This window comes from Enterobacter sp. RHBSTW-00593 (assembly GCF_013784105.1).
In the GTDB taxonomy this organism is placed as follows: Bacteria; Pseudomonadota; Gammaproteobacteria; order Enterobacterales; family Enterobacteriaceae; genus Enterobacter; species Enterobacter ludwigii.
In genome coordinates, this window is sequence record NZ_CP056393.1 from 4,113,371 (window position 1) to 4,132,914 (window position 19,544).

Below are 19,544 nucleotides of genomic sequence, written 5' to 3' on the forward strand. Positions count from 1 at the left end.
TAAAATTGCCTCATGATATTGTCAACGAATCTCACGCCTTTACCAACCCCACCCTGTTGTAATTAAAGGAAATTAAAATGCTGCCCGACTACCTCGTCCCGGCTAAGTACCACATTGCGCCTGTGGAACAGCAAACGACGGAAGCAGAAAAAGAGGCTAATTTCACTCAGGAGAAAAGAAAGCTCTCTGATTACGAGTCTGACATATTAATAGGCGTTTCTCGCACCGGTAAATCCCGTAATATGTTACTGGAAGAGCACGACCGTCATATAAAGGACCGGTTATTTCGCGCCGTTAAAATAGAAGCCTTTGTCCACCTGCTGAATGACCTGCAGGCCGAAGGTGAAATAGATGCCCAGAAACTAAGTCAAATAATCGCGGAAAAAACCAAAGAAATAAACGAAGCCGGCAATGAAATTTGGCTTAATCTAATTACGCGTGAAACCAACAACCCTATTTTTTATAACCTGGGGGAAGAGTAACGTGAAAGAAATTAAAGATAACGACGTTTATTTGGCTTTAGATAACAAAAAAAGTGATGAATTTATCTTAAAGCAAAATCTCGATGCACTGCGAAACACAAAAAATGCCGAGATGACGCGAATAACTCAGGACCTGGTATCGATCCCGGCGACGCTGGTACGCCTGAAATGGCATAATCGCCGCGAGATTTATCCTCTGCAGGTGAAGGAAGAGATATACGGCGCGGTGATGAATACCCTCATCGAACAGCGGCCTGAGCTGAAAGAGAAGCTTCTCGGGCGTCTGGAGGCCCATTATCAGTATCTGCTCGCCAGAGAAGTGGCCACTCTGCGTCTGACGCGCAAACTGTCCGACGGCGAGTACCGCACGTCAAACGTCACCTGCGTTGCGCTTGATGAAGACGCGCTGGCGTCCCACGCGCCTGCGCCTGCGTCCACTGAGACAAAAAACTGATCGCCCGACACGCATAAAAAAAGCCGGCTTTCGCCAGCTTCTTTGTTATTTCGCGGCCGCTTTCTCTTCGCCGACCAGCCCAATCTTGAGGTAACCCGCCTGATGCAGCGTGTCCATTACCTTCATCATGGTTTCGTAATCGACGGTTTTATCCGCGCGGAAGAAGACCGTGGTGTCTTTCTTGCCGCCGGTGAGCTGATCCAGCGCCGGGATAACAGACTGATCCGTCACCGGGTCGTTGCCGAGGAACATCGATTTATCCGCTTTCACCGACAAATAAACAGGTTTCTCAGGACGCGGCTGCGGCTGGCTGGAAGAGGCAGGCAGATTCACCTTCACGTCGACCGTCGCCAGCGGCGCAGCCACCATGAAGATAATCAGCAGAACCAGCATGACGTCGATAAACGGCGTCACGTTGATTTCATGCATTTCGCCGTTATCGTCCAGATTTTCGTTAAGACGCATCGCCATACAATCAACCTACGCGCAGTTTAGACGCCGCATGCACCGGTTTAACGGAGCTGGCATTGAGGTCAAGATCGCGGCTTTGCAGCAGCAGCACCTGCGCGGCGACGTCACCGAGCGTGGCTTTATAGTTGCCAATCATACGCGCGAAGATGTTATAGATGACGACCGCCGGAATGGCCGCGACCAGACCGATTGCAGTCGCCAGCAGCGCTTCAGCAATCCCTGGCGCAACCACCGCCAGGTTGGTGGTCTGCGTCTGCGCAATGCCGATAAAGCTGTTCATGATGCCCCAGACCGTACCGAACAGACCGATGAACGGTGAGATCGCGCCGATAGTGGCCAGATAACCGTTACCGCGGCCCATATGGCGGCCAACGGCAGCAACGCGACGCTCCAGGCGGAAGCCGGTACGTTCTTTAATGCCTTCGTTATCTTCACTGCCTGCGGAGAGTTCCAGCTCGTTCTGTGCTTCGTTGACTAACAGGCTGGTCAGGCTTTTTCCATGGAAGGATGAGGTCATGTCTAAGGCCTGATCCAGGGAGCGGGCTTCAGCCAGTTGCTGTTGTTCCCGCTTGAGGCGACGCTTCTGCGACAGCAGTTCGACGCTCTTACTGAAGAAGATAGCCCAGGTGATCACGGACGCCAGAACCAGGCCGATCATCACAATCTTAACCACGATGTCAGCATGATGATACATGCCCCAGACGGAGAGATCCGTCTGCATCAAATTATTACCCACTCTGTATCTCCAGGACGCAAATCACAAAATCTGACCGTAATAATATCAAAACGTCGTCGAATTGATAGTAGTTCTCATTAGTATTTACATACTGCCGTAATTTTCGTTCACTTTCCTTGCGCTTACGCAGTAAAAATTTCTTATGCGTATTTTTGCTAATATTTTCTGCTTATTCGATAAGCCCCCGGGTGCAGATTTTTACAATCGTGGTAGTCTGGACGTCCAGACGTATAAAAACAGGGTTAGCGAACATGATAAAGAAGCATCTTGATACCACGCTGGTACAGGCAGGACGCAGCAAAAAATACACTCAGGGATCGGTCAACAGCGTGATTCAACGCGCCTCCTCACTGGTATTTGATACCGTCGAGGATAAAAAAATCGCCACGCGCAACCGCGCCAAAGGCGGGCTGTTCTATGGCCGTCGTGGCACGCTAACCCATTTTTCACTTCAGGAAGCCATGTGCGAACTGGAAGGCGGCGTGGGCTGCGCCCTGTTCCCCTGTGGTGCGGCGGCAGTCGCCAATACCATTCTGGCGTTTGTGGAACAGGGCGACCATATCCTGATGACCAATACCGCTTATGAACCAAGCCAGGATTTTTGCACCAAAATCCTCAGCAAGCTCGGCGTGACCACCGGCTGGTTCGATCCGCTGATTGGCGTAGGTATCGCTGAACTTATCCAGCCGAACACGCGCATTGTGTTTCTGGAATCCCCAGGCTCTATCACCATGGAAGTGCACGACGTCCCGGCTATTGTGAAAGCAGTGCGCAGCAAAGCCCCCGAGGCAATCATCATGATCGACAACACCTGGGCGGCGGGCGTGCTGTTCAGGGCGCTGGAATTCGACATTGATATCTCTATTCAGGCAGCGACCAAATATCTGATTGGCCACTCTGATGGCATGATCGGTACTGCGGTATCCAACGCGCGCTGCTGGGATCAACTTCGGGAGAATGCCTACCTGATGGGCCAGATGGTGGATGCGGATACGGCCTATATGACCAGCCGCGGTATCCGTACGCTGGGAGTGCGCCTGCGTCAGCACCATGAAAGCAGTCTGAAGGTGGCCGAATGGCTGGCCCGGCACCCGCAGGTCGAGCGCGTTAATCATCCGGCGCTTCCGGGCAGCAAAGGCCATGAATTCTGGCAACGTGACTTTACGGGCAGTAGCGGGTTGTTCTCATTTGTTCTTAAAAAACGGCTCAGTAACGACGAACTGGCGAACTACCTGGATCATTTTACCCTTTTCAGCATGGCTTACTCCTGGGGCGGGTTTGAATCCCTGATCCTGCCTAACCAGCCGGAGCAAATTGCGGCCCTGCGCCCCGGTGGAGAAGTGGATTTCAGCGGCACGCTGATCCGACTGCATATTGGTTTAGAAGATGTTGACGATTTAATTGCGGATTTAGCGGCAGGGTTTGAACGTATCGTGTAGAGTGCATGCTGAAAATGTACTCCCTGGACGCTTTTGTGAACACTGCCACCAGAAAAGTCTGCATTAGTTGCGCCCGCGATCAAACCCCACGGGCGAATTAGGGAGTACAATAGCGCTATATCTGCATCTGCTGTTCCACAGGAAAGTCCATGGCTGTTATTCAAGATATTATTGCGGCGCTCTGGCAACACGATTTTGCCGCGCTGGCGGACCCTCACGTTGTAGGTATCGTCTATTTCGTGATGTTCGCAACCCTGTTTCTGGAAAATGGATTACTGCCAGCCTCATTTTTACCCGGTGACAGCCTGCTTTTACTGGCCGGGGCGTTAATCGGTAAAGGCGTCATGGACTTCACGCCGACGATGGTCATACTTACCTCCGCTGCCAGCCTCGGTTGCTGGCTGAGCTATCTGCAGGGCCGCTGGCTCGGCAATACGCGCGTCGTGAAAGGCTGGCTGGCGCAGTTACCGCATAAATATCATCAACGTGCGACCTGCATGTTTGACCGCCACGGTCTGCTGGCGCTGCTGGCCGGGCGTTTTCTGGCGTTTGTTCGCACGCTGCTGCCGACCATGGCAGGCATTTCCGGGCTGTCAAACCGCCGCTTCCAGTTCTTCAACTGGTTGAGCGCCCTGCTGTGGGTAGGCGTGGTGACCACGCTTGGCTACGCGCTGAATATGATCCCCTTTGTGAAACACCACGAAGACCAGGTAATGACCTTCCTGATGATTCTCCCGCTTTTCCTGCTGGTCGCGGGACTGCTCGGGACGATTGCGGTCGTGATTAAGAAGAAATACTGCAGCGCGTGATATAAAAAAGCCGGGTGACGTTACGCTTACCCGGCTGGACTCTCCCCTCAGGTCCCCTGCATCATTCTGATGCGCGACGCATCTTCCCCCGGCGTGACGCCGAAGTAACGCTTAAACTCCCGACTAAACTGCGACGCACTTTCATAGCCCACCCGCATCGCCGCCGCGCTGGCCTTCATGCCATCGTGGATCATCAGCATACGAGCCTTATGCAGCCGATAGGTTTTGAGATACTGCAGCGGCGAGGTGCTGGTCACCGACTTAAAATTATGATGAAACGCCGAGACGCTCATGTTTGCTTCCGCCGCCAGCTGGTCAACGCTCAGGTTTTCCGTGTACTGGCTTTCGATACGCTTGAGCACGCGGCTAATCAGGCTGAAGTGTGTCTGGCGGCTGACCAGCGCGAGTAATGCCCCACCGCCCGGCCCCAGCAGCACATGGTAAAGAATTTCGCGGATAATCTGTTTGCCCAGGATGCGTGCATCCAGTGGCCGTTCCATAACGTCGAGCAGACGCTCAATGGCGCAGAGGATCTCCTCGGATAACGTCGCGGAGTTAATCCCGCTCGCGGGCATCGACGGCCGGAACAATGCGTCCTCGCCAATCTCCATCAGCAGCTCCTGCAGCTGAAGGATATCGACATTTAAACGAATGCCCGCCAGCGGTACCGCTTCTGTCGCGAAAGTTTCACATTCGAAGGGTAAAGGTACTGTGAGCAGCAGATATTCATTGGTGTCATACCGGAACACGCGCTCATTGATATAGCCAATTTTATGGCCTGAAAAGAGAAAAACGATGCCCGGCTGGTACATGACCGGTGTGCGTGTCCCTGGCTGCGTCCCATACAGAAGACGAATGTCAGGCAACATGTCACCGACGCCATTTTCTTTATCAATCAGTCTTTTAATCTGCGCAGTAAGCTGGAGGCAGATCGCTTCACGGTTCATTTTACGTTACTCCGGCTACGGTTTCCGACGTTAACAGTGTGCGCAGTTTACCGTGTTTTCTCCAGCGCTCTGTAGAAATGGGCAAGACATCGGCAGGAATGTGCATTGAGAGGATAGCCCCGGACGGCCACAATGTGCAGCATCAGGTAGCCTTCAGCGCCACCACGGTTTTTCACCCACATAAGGGAACGAGCAATGAATAATTTTAATCTCCACACCCCAACCCGCATTCTGTTTGGTAAAGGCGCTATCGCCGACCTGCGCGCACAGATCCCCGCTGACGCCCGCGTACTGATCACCTACGGTGGCGGCAGCGTGAAAAAAACCGGCGTACTGGATCAGGTTTACAGCGCGCTGGAAGGTCTGGACGTGCGTGAGTTCGGCGGTATCGAGCCTAATCCGTCTTATGAAACACTGATGAACGCGGTCAAGATCGCCCGTGATGAAAAAGTCACCTTCCTGCTGGCAGTCGGCGGCGGCTCCGTCCTGGATGGCACCAAATTCATCGCCGCTGCGGCGCACTACGCGGACGGTATTGACCCGTGGCACATTCTGGAAACCCGCGGCAGCGATATCAAAAGCGCGATCCCAATGGGTTCCGTGCTGACCCTGCCTGCGACCGGTTCTGAATCCAACAAAGGTGCCGTTATCTCCCGTAAAACCACGGGTGATAAGCAGGCCTTTATGAACGATCACGTTCAGCCTGTATTCGCCATCCTCGATCCGGTTTACACCTACACCCTGCCTGCACGTCAGGTCGCGAACGGTGTGGTCGATGCGTTTGTGCACACCGTTGAGCAGTACGTTACCTACCCGGTAGATGCCAAAATTCAGGATCGCTTCGCGGAAGGCATTCTGCTGACGCTGATTGAAGACGGTCCGACAGCGCTGAAAGAGCCGGAAAACTACGATGTGCGCGCCAACGTGATGTGGGCGGCAACCCAGGCGCTGAACGGTCTGATCGGTGCCGGCGTGCCGCAGGACTGGGCAACCCATATGCTGGGCCACGAACTGACGGCCATGCACGGTCTGGATCACGCACAAACGCTGGCCGTCGTCCTGCCTGCACTGTGGAACGAAAAACGTGATACCAAACGCGCTAAATTGCTGCAATACGCTGAGCGCGTGTGGAACATCACCGAAGGTTCTGACGATGCGCGTATCGACGCGGCTATCGAAGCAACCCGCAGCTTCTTTGAAGGTCTGGGCGTGCCAACGCGTCTGTCCGGCTATGGTCTGGATGGCAGCTCCATCCCTGCCCTGCTGGCGAAACTTGAAGAACACGGTATGACCCAGTTGGGCGAGCACGGCGACATTACGCTGGAAGTGAGCCGTCGTATCTACGAAGCGGCACGCTAAGCGTTTTTGACATCCCGACTTTCGTTTTTTGACATTTCGTCCAGACTTAATGCACATCACATCGTCGGGGGTTCCCTCCGACGATGAGCACCTGAAGGAGGAAAAATGGCAAACCAAACCGTAATCAAGCTGCAGGATGGCAACGTGATGCCCCAACTGGGGCTAGGTGTATGGAAAGCCGGTAACGACGAGGTCGTCTCCGCCATTCATAAAGCACTGGAAGTCGGCTATCGGTCGATTGATACCGCCGCCGCGTACAAAAATGAGGACGGCGTGGGTAAGGCACTGGCCAGCGCTGGCATGCCCCGCGACGACCTTTTCATCACCACCAAACTGTGGAACGACGATCAAAAACGCCCCCGCGAAGCCCTGCAGGAGAGTCTGGACAAACTCCAGCTCGATTTCGTCGATCTCTATCTGATGCACTGGCCAGTCCCGGCTATCGATCACTATGTTGACGCCTGGAAAGGGATGATTGAGCTGCAGCAGGCAGGGCTGGTGAAAAGCATCGGCGTGTGTAATTTCCAGGTTCACCACCTGCAGCGCCTGATTGACGAGACGGGTGTCGCGCCAGTTATCAACCAGATTGAGCTGCACCCGCTGATGCAGCAGCGTCAGCTTCACGCCTGGAACGCCACGCACAAGATCCAGACCGAGTCCTGGAGCCCGCTGGCACAGGGCGGTGAAGGGGTGTTCGACCAGAAAATTATTCGCGATCTCGCGGATAAATACGGCAAGACGCCGGCGCAAATCGTTATTCGCTGGCATCTGGATAACGGCCTGGTGGTGATCCCGAAATCGGTCACGCCATCGCGTATCGCTGAGAACTTCGACGTCTGGGATTTCCGCCTGGATAAAGATGAACTGAGTGAAATTGCGAAGCTGGACAAGGGCAAGCGTTTAGGTCCGGATCCCGATCAGTTTGGCGGGTGAATAAAAAAACCCCGGCTCGCCGGGGTTTTTATTTTTTACGCTTTACGTTTCACGGGTTTCTTCGCACTGGCGTTACCGTTTGAACGCTGATGCACAATCGGCGTGTGCTTGGTCAATGCCGGGCGCGTGTGGCGGTTCTGGCGGCGCGCTTCACGCATCTCGTCAAGCGTAGGCGCAGGCACCAGGCAGTCGCGGCGCGAGCCGATCAGATGCTTTTTACCCATATCTTCCAGCGCCTGACGGATCAGCGGCCAGTTAGCCGGATCGTGGTAGCGCAGCAGTGCTTTATGCAGACGGCGCTGTTTATCCCCTTTCGGCACCACCACATCTTCACTCTTATAGCCAATTTTACCCAGCGGGTTCTTGCCGGTGTAATACATGGTCGTTGAGTTTGCGAGCGGTGATGGATAGAAGTTCTGCACCTGATCCAGACGGAAGCGACGCTGTTTCAGCCACAGCGCCAGGTTCACCATGTCCTCATCGCGCGTGCCAGGGTGCGCGGAGATGAAGTATGGGATCAGATACTGCTCTTTACCCGCCTGCTTCGAGTAGGTGTCAAACAGCTCTTTAAAGCGATCGTAGCTGCCCATACCCGGCTTCATCATCTTGGACAGCGGGCCTTCTTCGGTATGCTCAGGGGCAATCTTCAGGTAGCCACCCACGTGATGCGTCGCCAGCTCTTTGATGTAGCGCGGATCTTCCACGGCGATATCGTAACGTACCCCGGAGGCGATCAGGATCTTCTTGATCCCTTTCAGGTCACGCGCACGACGATAAAGGTTGATCGTCGGTTCATGGTTGGTATCCATGTGCTGACAGATATCCGGGTACACGCACGACAGACGACGGCAGGTCTGTTCCGCGCGCGGTGACTTACAGCGCAGCATGTACATGTTGGCAGTCGGACCGCCCAGATCGGAGATCACCCCGGTGAAGCCAGGCACGGTATCGCGAATGGCTTCGATCTCATTGATGATCGAATCTTCGGAGCGACTCTGAATAATGCGCCCTTCATGCTCGGTAATGGAACAGAAAGAGCAGCCGCCGAAGCAGCCGCGCATGATGTTTATTGAGAAACGGATCATCTCATACGCCGGGATTCGGCGCTCGCCGTATGCCGGATGCGGCACGCGTTTGTACGGCAGCGCGAAGACGCTGTCCATCTCTTCGGTGGAAAGCGGGATTGCCGGCGGGTTGATCCAGATAAAGCGCTCGCCGTGCTTTTGCATCAGCGCACGCGCGCAGCCCGGGTTGGTTTCGTGGTGCAAAATACGGGACGCATGTGCGTAGAGCACTTTATCGGCTTTGACCTTCTCAAAGGAAGGCAGCAGCACGTAGGTTTTTTCCCACGGTTTCGGGCGCGGCGGCTGAACAACGATAGCTTTCGTTTCGGCTTTCTTTGGCTCTACCGGTTTGTTATCCGCACACGGCAGATCGTCGCCGTACGGGTGCGGGATCGGGTCGATTTTACCCGGCATATCAATGATACGGGAATCCACCCCGCTCCAGCCCGGCAGCGCCTCTTTCACCATGATAGCCGTGTTGCGCACGTCGCGGATGCTGCTCACCGGCTCACCCTGTGAGAGACGGTGCGCCACTTCCACCAGCGGACGTTCGCCGTTACCGTAAATCAGCATATCGGCTTTGGAATCCACCAGCACCGAACGGCGCACGGTGTCTGACCAGTAGTCATAGTGCGCGGTACGGCGCAAACTCGCCTCGATGCCGCCCAGGATAACCGGCACGTCTTTCCAGGCTTCTTTGCAGCGTTGGGTGTAGACCAGCGTCGCGCGGTCAGGACGTTTACCCGCGACGTTATCCGGCGTGTAGGCATCGTCATGACGCAGCTTACGGTCGGCGGTATAGCGGTTGATCATCGAGTCCATGTTGCCTGCGGTCACGCCGAAGAACAGGTTGGGTTTCCCCAGACGCATAAAGTCGTCTTTGCTGTTCCAGTCAGGCTGGGCAATGATCCCCACCCGGAAGCCCTGCGCTTCAAGCATACGGCCACAGATAGCCATGCCAAAGCTCGGGTGGTCGACATAGGCATCGCCCGTCACCAGAATGATATCGCAGCTGTCCCAGCCCAGTTGGTCCATCTCTTCCCGGGACATCGGCAGGAACGGTGCCGGTCCAAAGCAGGCCGCCCAGTACTGGGGCCAGGAGAAGAGGTCACGATCCGGCTGGATCAGGGAAATTGCGCTCATAGTGCTTCCGAAGAAAAAATAGACAAAAGGAGCGGGATTATACGCTGTTAGTCCGCCGGATTTGAAGAAAAGGATGCAAGAAGTAAACAGAAAATCCTGGAAGCCGTTAAAATACAGCGCACTGTTAATTTTGGATCATAATATCCACTATATCTTGCGGTAATCAGTTACCGGGATGCATTCTGGCACGGAGTTTCTTTGTGAAGTTCAACGATTCGTTACATGTGTCCCAGCTGCGGGTTGTGCTTCACCTCTGCGGTTTTCTGGTTCTTCTGTACAGCCTGTCCATGCTGCCGCCGATGGTTATCGCCCTGCTGAATAAAGAGCGAACCTACTTTGCTTTTTTAACCACCTTTTTGACCTTTTTTACCCTTGGCGGACTCACCTGGCGGGCAACACGTCATTCCGGTATACAGCTGCGCACCCGTGACGGTTTCGTGATTATCGTTCTGTTCTGGCTGCTGTTTTCATTGATTAGCGCCATGCCGTTATGGATGGATGACGGTCTGCAACTCTCCTTTTCCGATGCGCTCTTTGAAGGGGTCTCAGGGATCACCACCACCGGGGCGACGGTGATTGGAGACGTCAGTGCCCTGCCGAAGTCGTACCTTTATTACCGCGCTCAGCTCAATTTCATTGGCGGATTAGGGGTCATCGTACTGGCCGTCGCGGTCCTGCCGCTGCTCGGTATCGGTGGCATGAAGCTGTATCAGTCGGAAATGCCTGGGCCGTTCAAGGAGGAGCGCCTGACGCCCCGACTCGCCGATACCGCGCGTACGCTGTGGGTAACCTATCTGGCGCTGGGACTGGTCTGCACGCTGGCGTACTGGCTGGCGGGCATGCCCTTTTTTGACGCCGTCTGTCACGGGCTTTCCACCGTCTCATTGGGTGGGTTTTCAACCCGAAGTGAGAGCATCGGGTTTTACGACAGCCACGCGATTGAGCTTGTCGCCGGGGCTTTTTCACTGCTTTCCGCGTTTAACTTTACCCTCTGGTATGTCGTCATCGCGCGCCGCACGCTGAAACCGATTCGGCGCAGCCCGGAGGTGAAATTCTTTCTCGGTGCCGCCACCGTCATTATCGCCATCACCGCCTGGCAGGTGTGGCACGCGGGGATGTACAACGGTACCGACAGCCTGGTACATGCCTTCTTTCTGGCCAGCTCCATGATGACCGACAATGGTCTTTCGACGGCCGATTACGCTCACTGGCCTCCCCACACCATTTTCCTGCTGTTGAGCGCCAGCTTTTTTGGCGGCTGCGTCGGCTCTACCTGCGGCGGGATCAAAGCGCTGCGTTTTCTCATCATGTTTAAACAGTGTATTCAGGAGATGAATCAACTCGCGCATCCGCGCGCGCTGCTGAGTATTAAGGTCGGCAAAAGCGTCGTGAATGAACGCGTTCTGCGCTCGGTGTGGAGCTTCTTTTTTCTCTACGTGATGATAACGGGCTTTTTCGTCTGGGCGCTGAACCTGCTGGGATACGATCTGTTCACGTCATTTGCCACCGTTGCGGCCTGCATTAACAATATGGGGCTGGGGTTCGGCGAAACGGCATCAACCTTCGGGACGTTAAAAGACGAGGCCAAGCTGTTGATGTGTGCGGCGATGATTATGGGGCGTCTGGAAATTTATCCGGTACTGATCCTGTGCTCACGCTTTTTCTGGCGGGCATAAAAATTCCCGGCGAACCGGGAATCGTATCGTGGTTTAGGGTGCCGGGTTGACCAGCATCTGGCCGACGGAACCCCTGTCCATCATCTCCAGCGTCTGGCTGTGGAACAGGAACGGGAAGTGCGGCCACGAAGGCTGTCCGTAGTAGACCAGCAGTTCGACCTGCCCATCCACCCAGACGGTATCCTTCCAGCCCCTGTCTTCGGGGAACGGCATCGCGCCATTGACGTTGCGGATCAGGAAACTCACCCCTTCGATATGGAACGACTGCGGCATGTCCGAGCGAACCGTCCAGCGCTCCCAGGTACCCTGCTGCGCGGTAATATCGATACGGTTAACGTCCCACAGCGTGCCGTTGATCCCCGGATCGTCGCCCAGGCTGATATCGCGGCTGCGCACCGGCGAACCGCTCATGATCTCCTGCGGTAGCAGGCGCATCGGCAGGCTGTCGGTCACCAGCGGCAGCAGGCCGGTAGGACGCAGGGTCAGCACCAGGGTGGAGACCAGGATACTCGACGGCTCAAAGAAACCGCGAATGCGGTCCACAATGCTGGCCGCTTCGCCACAGGTGATCGACACCTCATCACCGTTGGTCATATCAATAAGGATTTCGCGGCGTTCACCTGGCGACAGCGCCAGCTGCTTCACGGAAACCGGGGCCGGTAAAAAGCCCTGGTCGCCGGAGATGACGTGTAGCGCACGGCCATCGCTCATTTGCAGCTGGTAGCGGCGCGAGTTAGAGGCGTTCAGCAGACGCAGACGTACCCATCCGCGCGACACTTCGACATACGGACTTTGCGCGCCGTTAACCAGCAGCGTATCGCCAACGAAGCCACCGCTGCCCGGCTCGCTGTATTCCGGCGTACCGAAATTATCCAGCCGTTTGTCCTGAATAATGACCGGAAAATCATCCACGCCATAGTGGTTCGGGATTGGCAGGGATTTACTGATTTCATCTTCCACCAGCCACATACCGGCCAGGCCGTTATACACCTGCTGGGCCGTGCGGTTAGGGGTATTGGCATGATACCAGAGCGTCGCCGCGCTCTGACGAATCGGCAGAACGGGCGCCCAGTCAGCGTTAGGCGACATCATGCGCGCCGCGCCGCCAAGCAGCGGGCCAGGCACCTGTAAACCACTGATGGTCATGGCGACATTTTCTGTCGTACGGTTACTGTAGATCAGCTTAACGTCATCGCCATTCCACACGCGTATGGTCGGCCCAAGGTAACGCCCGTTAATGCCCCACACCGGCGCACGCGTGCCCTGGGTAAAGGACCAGTGGCTGCGCTGTAGCGTCAGGAAAAGCGGCTGCCCGCGACGGGATTCTATTAACGGCGGAATGGGCAGCGGCTGTTGCTGCCCGGCGGCGTTGGCTGTCAGCGGCAGCGCACCCGCACAAAGGGCGATCCCGGAAGCCTGAATAAACTGACGCCGACTGAATGACATATAAGCTCCATCTGAAACGACTAACAACGCGGGAATTCGTTTTCCCTTTTAACGCCGGCTTACTTCTTACCGGCGGCTTCTCTCTCTGCGACTTCTTTGTCGAGCAGCGCAATATGCTGAGCCATCAGTTCACGGCAGTGTGCTGCCAGCTCGCGAACCTGATCTTTACCGTATTTGCTGGTATCCACCGGCGGCAGCATTTCGACAATCACCAGCCCGTTATTCAGGCGGTTAAGATTAATCTTATTAGAAGTATTGGAAACACACACAGGAATAATTGGAACACCTGCCGCAATTGCAGCATGAAACGCACCGGTTTTGAACGGCAGCAGGCCACGACCACGGCTGCGCGTCCCTTCCGGGAACATCCAGATTGAGATCCTGCGCTTTTTGAAGTGATTAACCACTTCAGCAATAGTGCTGTGCGCTTTCGCGCGGTTGTTACGGTCAATCAGCAGGTTACCGGTCAGCCAGTACAGCTGGCCGAAAAAAGGGATCCACAGCAGGCTCTTTTTGCCCACGGTCACGGTCGGTGGCAGAACAATGTTGGAGGCCGTCACCATATCGTAGTTGTTCTGATGGTTAGCGATAAAGATGGCGTTACCGAAGTTCTCAGCCCCTTCCGGCAGGCGTTTTTCAACCTTCAGGCCAAACAGCGGCGCAAGGCGGCCGAACATATGGCCAAAGGTGGCGACATGTTTCGGATTGCGCGGACTGAACAGGCAATAAATAGAGCCGAAAATACAGACCAGAATGCAGTAAATAATGGTAAGAATTAAACGAACAATGAATAGCATAGCGACCTCTGAAGCCCTGACAGCTGACAATTATACTTCACCTGTGGCCAGGTAAGGACTTTATTACGAGCGCGTATTGTTAATCGCAACGCACGAATTAACAACGATTTTACGGGAAATTTTATTGAAATTCCCCCTCCGGAACAGAGGGGGAGATAACGGCGTTACTCTTCGCTGTCGCCCGCGGTACTGCGCGCAGGAGAGTCAATCTCCACGCGGTCAATACGCTGCAGGCCGCGCATCAACGAGCCGCGTCGACCGCGCTCGCCCACCACTTTCTGCAACTCTTCCGGTCGAAGCTTGATTTTACGTTTGCCGACATGAATGGTCAGCGTGCTCTGCGGCGGCAGAATAAAGAGGTGCGCCAGACCATCTACCCCTTTCGCCGCTTCCGCTGACGGGATGCTGATGATCTTGTTGCCCTTGCCTTTTGACAATTCCGGCAGGTCGCTGACCGGGAACATCAGCATACGTCCGGCGGCAGTGATCGCCAGCAGCATATCGCTATCGTTTTCCACCACCAGCGGCGGCATCACATGCGCGTTGTCAGGCAGGCTGATCAGCGCCTTACCGGCACGGTTGCGGGAAACAAGATCGTTAAAGGTACAGATAAAGCCGTACCCCGCGTCAGACGCCAGCAGCAGTTTCTGGTCATCGGCTTCCATCAGCATATGGTCAACCGTCGCACCCGGCGGCAGCGTCAGCTTACCGGTAAGCGGTTCGCCCTGTCCGCGGGCAGAAGGCAGCGTGATCGGGTCGATGGCGTAGCTGCGCCCCGTCGAGTCGATAAAGGCGACCGGCTGGTTGCTCTTACCTTTCACGGCGGCCTTAAAGCTATCGCCCGCCTTGTAGCTCAACCCTGGCGCGTCGATATCGTGACCTTTAGCACTGCGCACCCAGCCGCTCTGAGACAGCACAATGGTGACCGGCTCAGATGGCTGCATGTCGTGCTCATTCATCGCCTTCGCTTCTTCGCGCTCATGCAGCGGAGAACGACGGTCGTCACCGAATGCATCGGCGTCAGCCTGCAGCTCTTTCTTGAGCAGGTTGTTCATCTTGCGTTCGGACGCGAGGATCGCCTGCAGCTGATCGCGCTCTTTTTCCAGTTCGTTCTGCTCACCGCGGATCTTCATCTCTTCGAGTTTGGCGAGATGACGCAGTTTCAGTTCAAGGATCGCTTCGGCCTGGGTTTCACTGATGCCAAAGCGCGACATCAGCGCCGGCTTCGGCTCGTCCTCGGAACGGATTATCTCAATAACTTCGTCGATATTGAGGAACGCCACCAGCAAACCTTCAAGGATGTGCAGGCGTTTAAGCACTTTTTCCAGTCGATAGTTCAGACGGCGGCGAACGGTATCGCGGCGGAACGTCAGCCATTCGCTCAGGATCTCCAGCAGGTTTTTCACTGCCGGACGACCGTCGAGGCCGATCATGTTCAGGTTGATGCGGTAGCTTTTTTCCAGATCGGTGGTGGCAAACAGGTGGTTCATCACCTGCTCCATGTCCACGCGGTTGGAACGCGGCACGATCACCAGACGCGTCGGGTTTTCGTGGTCGGATTCGTCGCGCAGGTCATCCACCATCGGCAGCTTTTTATTGCGCATCTGGGAGGCAATCTGTTCCAGCACTTTCGCGCCGGAGACCTGGTGCGGCAGCGCGGTGATGACCACTGCGCCGTCCTCTTTGGTCCACACCGCACGCATGCGCACGGAGCCGCGGCCGTTCTGGTAGATTTTGCGGATTTCCGCGCGCGAGGTGATGATTTCGGCCTCGGTCGGGTAGTCCGGCCCCTGCACGATATCCAGCAGATCGTCCAGCGTGGTTTTCGGCTGTTCAATCAGGGTGATGGCGGCTTTCGCCACTTCACGCAGGTTGTGCGGCGGAATGTCCGTCGCCATACCCACCGCGATACCGGTAGTGCCGTTCAGCAGGATGTTCGGCAGACGCGCAGGCAGCATTTTCGGCTCCTGCATCGTACCGTCGAAGTTTGGCACCCAGTCCACGGTTCCCTGACCCAGCTCGCCCAGCAGCACTTCAGCATAGCGGGAGAGACGGGATTCGGTATAACGCATCGCTGCGAAGGATTTCGGATCGTCCGGCGCCCCCCAGTTCCCCTGACCATCCACCAGCGGATAACGGTAAGAGAACGGCTGTGCCATCAGCACCATCGCTTCATAACAGGCGCTGTCGCCGTGCGGATGGTATTTACCCAGTACGTCACCGACGGTACGGGCGGATTTTTTGAACTTGGCGGTCGCATTCAGCCCCAGCTCGGACATCGCATAGACGATGCGGCGCTGAACGGGCTTCAGGCCATCCCCGATAAACGGCAACGCCCTGTCCATGATGACGTACATGGAGTAGTTCAGGTAGGCGTTTTCCGTGAATTCATGTAGCGCGAGGCGCTCTGCCATATCGCTCATTATGTGTGATTCCTCAACTCAGAAACCGAAAGGTTTCAGGCAATATTGCCGCAGATACTACCTTATCTGGCGTGTTGAGTCACAAAGAAAAAGGGCCGCATCCGCGGCCCTTTCGGGGTTATTTGTTCAGTTTGATAACCTGCTTCACGTCGATTTCAAAATCGTTCCACTCTTTATCAACTTTACCCTGGATTTCCACCTTATCCTGCGGGGTTACGGTCACGCCGTTCCAGCGCTTGTGGTCAATCTCCACGTTAACCGTACCGGTCTCATCGCGGAAGGTGTAGCGGTCATCAGACAGGCGCTGAGTGATGTTCCCGCGCAGCTTCACCCAGCTGTCGTCCTTCATGTCCTTCACTTTCACCGCGGTGGTGAGGTTCGCGTCATTATCGACAAAACCGCCCGCCTGCGTCTGGGCCTGGGTTTGTGCGGCAGAGGGGCCGTTAAATCCGCCCTGTGCAGCAAAAACAGGGGCAGTGGTCATCATCATGAAGGCGGCAATCGCAGCGAATTTTTTCATATTAACTCTCCCTTTAATGTGGTTTCGCAGTCCATTTAACAGGGTAAACCTTAACAACTTCTTAAGGGAAAAATTTATTTATTATTACTGTACAGCAGGCTGATGCAGAGGGTTTACTGACGTTATCAAGGAGGGAACATGCGCATTTTACTGGTTGAAGACGACAAGCTGATCGGCGATGGCATCAAAGCGGGGTTAAGCAAAATGGGCTTTAGCGTGGACTGGTTCACCGACGGAAAAACCGGCCAGACCGCGCTTCATTCTGCACCGTATGATGCCGTAGTGCTGGATCTGACGCTGCCGGAAATCGACGGACTGGAGATTCTGCGCGCCTGGCGCGAAAGCGGACGCCGCGAGCCGGTATTGATTCTGACGGCGCGGGATGCGTTGAACCAGCGTGTCGAAGGGCTGCGTCTGGGGGCGGATGATTACCTGTGCAAGCCCTTTGCACTGATCGAAGTGGCTGCCCGCCTTGAGGCGCTGGTGCGCCGAAGCCACGGCCAGACCCGCAGCGAGTTGCACCACGGAAAGGTCACGCTCGATCCCACCAGTCTCGTGGCCACGCTGGACGGCGAAACGCTGACGCTCAAGCCGAAAGAGTTCGCCCTGCTGGAGCTGCTGATGCGTAACGCGGGCCGCGTGCTGCCGCGCAAGCTGATCGAGGAAAAGCTCTACACCTGGGACGACGACGTCTCCAGCAACGCCGTTGAAGTCCACGTCCACCATCTTCGTCGTAAACTGGGCAGCGAATTTATCCGCACCGTGCACGGTATCGGCTATACCCTGGGTGACGCATGAAACTGACCCAACGCCTGAGCCTGAAGCTGCGCCTGACGCTCCTCTTTTTAGTGCTGTCGCTGACGGCGTGGTTTGCCGCAAGCCTGGTCGCCTGGCAGCAGACCACCCACACGCTGGATAAGCTGTTCGATACGCAGCAGATGCTGTTTGCCAAACGGCTGTTGACCATGGATCTGGATGAGATCCGGGCCCCCGAACGGATGCGTGAGATCCCCAAAAAAGCGAAGCACGGTCGTCTGGATGACGACGCGCTGGCCTTCGCCATCTACGCCACCGACGGCAAGATGATATTAAATGACGGCGAAAACGGGCGGGACATTCCGTACCACTATCGCCGCGACGGGTTTGATAATGGACGGCTACAGGGCGACAACGACGAGTGGCGTTTTTTATGGCTCACCTCACCCGACGGGAAGTACCGCGTGGTGGTCGGCCAGGAGTGGGAGTATCGCCAGGAGATGGCGGTAGATGTGGTCAGCTCCCAGTTGACCCCGTGGCTGGTGGCGCTGCCTCTGATGCTGCTGTTGCTGATCGTTCTGCTGAGCCGGGAACTGAAACCGTTAAAAAAACTGGCGCAGACCCTGCGCTCCCGCTCACCGGATGCCACCGACGCGCTCCCGACTCAGGGGGTTCCCACTGAGGTGCGCCCGCTGCTCGACTCGCTGAACCATCTGTTCACGCGAACCCAGGAGATGATGACCCGCGAGCGTCGTTTTACCTCAGATGCCGCGCACGAGCTACGCAGCCCTCTCGCGGCCCTGAAGGTGCAAACCGACGTGGCGCAACTGTATCAGGACGATCCGCAGGCGCAGCAAAAAGCGCTGGCGCAGCTGCATGCGGGTATCGATCGCGCATCCCGGCTGGTGGATCAGCTCCTTACGCTGTCGCGTCTGGACTCGCTGGATAACCTCGACGATATCGAACCGATCGTGATGGCCGATCTCCTGCAGTCGGCGGTGCTGGATATCTGGCATCCGGCACAGCAGGCCGGGATTGATATTCGCCTGAACATTCATGCCCCGCAGGTCACACGTCAGGGCCAGCCGCTGCTGCTGAGCCTGCTGGTGCGTAACCTGCTGGACAACGCCGTGCGTTATAGCCCGCATGGCAGCGTGGTGGACGTCACGCTGGACACCCGGCGTTTTACCGTGCGTGACACCGGCCCCGGCGTTTCCACCGATGCGCTGGCGCGTATTGGTGAGCGTTTTTATCGCCCACCGGGACAGGATGCAACGGGTAGCGGCCTGGGGTTATCTATCGTCAGGCGCATTGCCGCCCTGCATGGTATGCGCGTCGCGCTGGGCAATGCGGCAGAAGGCGGCTTCGAAGTGAAGGTCAGCTGGTAAGGGATTATTGCGTTTAATGCAAAAGACTTTGCACATTTTGCTCATTTAACCGCATCGCTCGCGCGCGTAAAATCCTCGCCATACTTTCATCTTCGAGGACACCTCATGAGCAACATTCTGATTATCAACGGTGCAAAAGAATTTGCGCACTCTAAAGGCCAGCTGAATGACACCCTGACCGAGGTCGCGGACGGTTTTCTGCGCGACGCCGGGCATGATGTTAAGGTCGTGCGCGCGGACAGCGATTACGATGTCAACGCGGAAGTGCAGAACTTCCTGTGGGCTGACGTGATTATCTGGCAGATGCCTGGCTGGTGGATGGGCGCCCCCTGGACCGTGAAAAAATACATGGATGATGTCTTCACCGAAGGCCATGGCGCACTGTACGCCAGCGACGGTCGCACCCGCTCCGACGCATCCAAAAAATACGGTTCTGGCGGCCTGATTCAGGGCAAAAAATATATGCTGTCCCTGACCTGGAACGCACCGCTGGAAGCGTTCACCGAGAAAGATCAGTTCTTCGAAGGGGTGGGCGTTGACGGCGCGTATTTGCCGTTCCACAAAGCTAACCAGTTCCTAGGAATGACGCCGCTGCCAACCTTTATCGTTAACGACGTCATCAAAATGCCTGACGTCCCGCGCTATATCGCAGAATATCGCAAGCATCTCGCGGAAATTTTTGCTTAACTGGTAACCTGGAA

18 protein-coding genes are annotated in these 19,544 nt (G+C 55.8%); 10 read left to right on the forward strand and 8 right to left on the reverse strand.

What is annotated here, in order from left to right; all coding sequences use genetic code 11:
* The first annotated feature begins 77 nt into the window (after positions 1-77).
* Complete coding sequence (locus HV242_RS19685) at positions 78-482, forward strand: hypothetical protein (protein ID WP_050737295.1); 405 nt, start codon at positions 78-80, stop codon at positions 480-482.
* A 1-nt stretch (position 483) separates the two neighbouring features.
* Positions 484-936 carry a hypothetical protein gene (locus tag HV242_RS19690; protein ID WP_050737296.1) on the forward strand — a complete coding sequence of 151 codons (453 nt, stop codon included), beginning with the start codon at positions 484-486 and terminating at the stop codon, positions 934-936.
* Between the two features lie 45 nt (positions 937-981).
* Here HV242_RS19690 and exbD read toward each other — a convergent pair whose 3' ends face one another.
* Both exbD and exbB read right to left on the reverse strand, forming a co-directional pair.
* The gene (exbD, locus tag HV242_RS19695; protein ID WP_014171610.1) at positions 982-1,407 is read right to left on the reverse strand and encodes a TonB system transport protein ExbD; all 426 of its coding nucleotides are present in this window, start codon (positions 1,405-1,407) and stop codon (positions 982-984) included.
* Between the two features lie 4 nt (positions 1,408-1,411).
* Positions 1,412-2,143, reverse strand: coding sequence for a tol-pal system-associated acyl-CoA thioesterase (gene exbB / locus HV242_RS19700; protein ID WP_050737297.1), 732 nt, complete (start codon positions 2,141-2,143; stop codon positions 1,412-1,414).
* Positions 2,144-2,394: 251 nt separating this feature from the next.
* On the opposite strand from exbB, the gene metC reads away from it, so the two are divergent.
* The gene (gene metC / locus HV242_RS19705) at positions 2,395-3,582 is read left to right on the forward strand and encodes a cystathionine beta-lyase (RefSeq protein WP_050737298.1); all 1,188 of its coding nucleotides are present in this window, start codon (positions 2,395-2,397) and stop codon (positions 3,580-3,582) included.
* 149 nt (positions 3,583-3,731) lie between these two features.
* Positions 3,732-4,391: a DedA family general envelope maintenance protein YghB gene (yghB, locus tag HV242_RS19710; RefSeq protein WP_014171613.1), complete on the forward strand. Its 660-nt coding sequence runs from the start codon at positions 3,732-3,734 to the stop codon at positions 4,389-4,391.
* Between the two features lie 47 nt (positions 4,392-4,438).
* On the opposite strand, the gene HV242_RS19715 is transcribed toward yghB, so the two are convergent.
* A complete protein-coding gene (locus HV242_RS19715) occupies positions 4,439-5,338 on the reverse strand; it encodes an AraC family transcriptional regulator (RefSeq protein ID WP_020883659.1) in 900 nt (299 codons plus the stop codon).
* Between the two features lie 195 nt (positions 5,339-5,533).
* On the opposite strand from HV242_RS19715, the gene yqhD reads away from it, so the two are divergent.
* Complete coding sequence (gene yqhD / locus HV242_RS19720) at positions 5,534-6,697, forward strand: alcohol dehydrogenase (protein WP_020883658.1); 1,164 nt, start codon at positions 5,534-5,536, stop codon at positions 6,695-6,697.
* A 105-nt stretch (positions 6,698-6,802) separates the two neighbouring features.
* Complete coding sequence (gene dkgA / locus HV242_RS19725) at positions 6,803-7,630, forward strand: 2,5-didehydrogluconate reductase DkgA (protein WP_020883657.1); 828 nt, start codon at positions 6,803-6,805, stop codon at positions 7,628-7,630.
* Positions 7,631-7,665: 35 nt separating this feature from the next.
* Here the strand turns inward: dkgA and HV242_RS19730 are convergent, their stop codons facing one another.
* Complete coding sequence (locus HV242_RS19730; RefSeq protein ID WP_050737299.1) at positions 7,666-9,837, reverse strand: YgiQ family radical SAM protein; 2,172 nt, start codon at positions 9,835-9,837, stop codon at positions 7,666-7,668.
* A gap of 200 nt (positions 9,838-10,037) precedes the next feature.
* Between HV242_RS19730 and HV242_RS19735 the strand changes: the two genes are divergently transcribed.
* Complete coding sequence (locus HV242_RS19735; protein WP_014171619.1) at positions 10,038-11,513, forward strand: TrkH family potassium uptake protein; 1,476 nt, start codon at positions 10,038-10,040, stop codon at positions 11,511-11,513.
* Positions 11,514-11,546: 33 nt separating this feature from the next.
* Here the strand turns inward: HV242_RS19735 and ftsP are convergent, their stop codons facing one another.
* The 4 genes from ftsP to HV242_RS19755 all read right to left on the reverse strand — a co-directional run bounded on the left by ftsP (position 11,547) and on the right by HV242_RS19755 (position 16,699).
* Positions 11,547-12,959, reverse strand: coding sequence for a cell division protein FtsP (ftsP, locus tag HV242_RS19740; RefSeq protein WP_020883655.1), 1,413 nt, complete (start codon positions 12,957-12,959; stop codon positions 11,547-11,549).
* A gap of 59 nt (positions 12,960-13,018) precedes the next feature.
* Entirely contained in the window at positions 13,019-13,756 is a 738-nt protein-coding gene (gene plsC, locus HV242_RS19745; RefSeq protein WP_020883654.1) for a 1-acylglycerol-3-phosphate O-acyltransferase, read from the reverse strand.
* Positions 13,757-13,920: 164 nt separating this feature from the next.
* Entirely contained in the window at positions 13,921-16,179 is a 2,259-nt protein-coding gene (gene parC, locus HV242_RS19750) for a DNA topoisomerase IV subunit A (protein ID WP_014171622.1), read from the reverse strand.
* A gap of 118 nt (positions 16,180-16,297) precedes the next feature.
* Positions 16,298-16,699: a YgiW/YdeI family stress tolerance OB fold protein gene (locus HV242_RS19755; protein ID WP_050737300.1), complete on the reverse strand. Its 402-nt coding sequence runs from the start codon at positions 16,697-16,699 to the stop codon at positions 16,298-16,300.
* A 138-nt stretch (positions 16,700-16,837) separates the two neighbouring features.
* Between HV242_RS19755 and qseB the strand changes: the two genes are divergently transcribed.
* The 3 genes from qseB to HV242_RS19770 all read left to right on the forward strand — a co-directional run bounded on the left by qseB (position 16,838) and on the right by HV242_RS19770 (position 19,530).
* The gene (qseB, locus tag HV242_RS19760; RefSeq protein ID WP_040018828.1) at positions 16,838-17,497 is read left to right on the forward strand and encodes a quorum sensing response regulator transcription factor QseB; all 660 of its coding nucleotides are present in this window, start codon (positions 16,838-16,840) and stop codon (positions 17,495-17,497) included.
* Positions 17,494-18,843, forward strand: a complete 1,350-nt coding sequence (gene qseC / locus HV242_RS19765) for a quorum sensing histidine kinase QseC (RefSeq protein WP_032680289.1) — start codon at positions 17,494-17,496, stop codon at positions 18,841-18,843. The genes qseB and qseC overlap by 4 nt, the downstream gene beginning before the upstream one ends.
* Positions 18,844-18,948: 105 nt before the next feature.
* Positions 18,949-19,530 carry an NAD(P)H-dependent oxidoreductase gene (locus tag HV242_RS19770; protein ID WP_014171626.1) on the forward strand — a complete coding sequence of 194 codons (582 nt, stop codon included), beginning with the start codon at positions 18,949-18,951 and terminating at the stop codon, positions 19,528-19,530.
* Positions 19,531-19,544 lie beyond the last annotated feature (14 nt).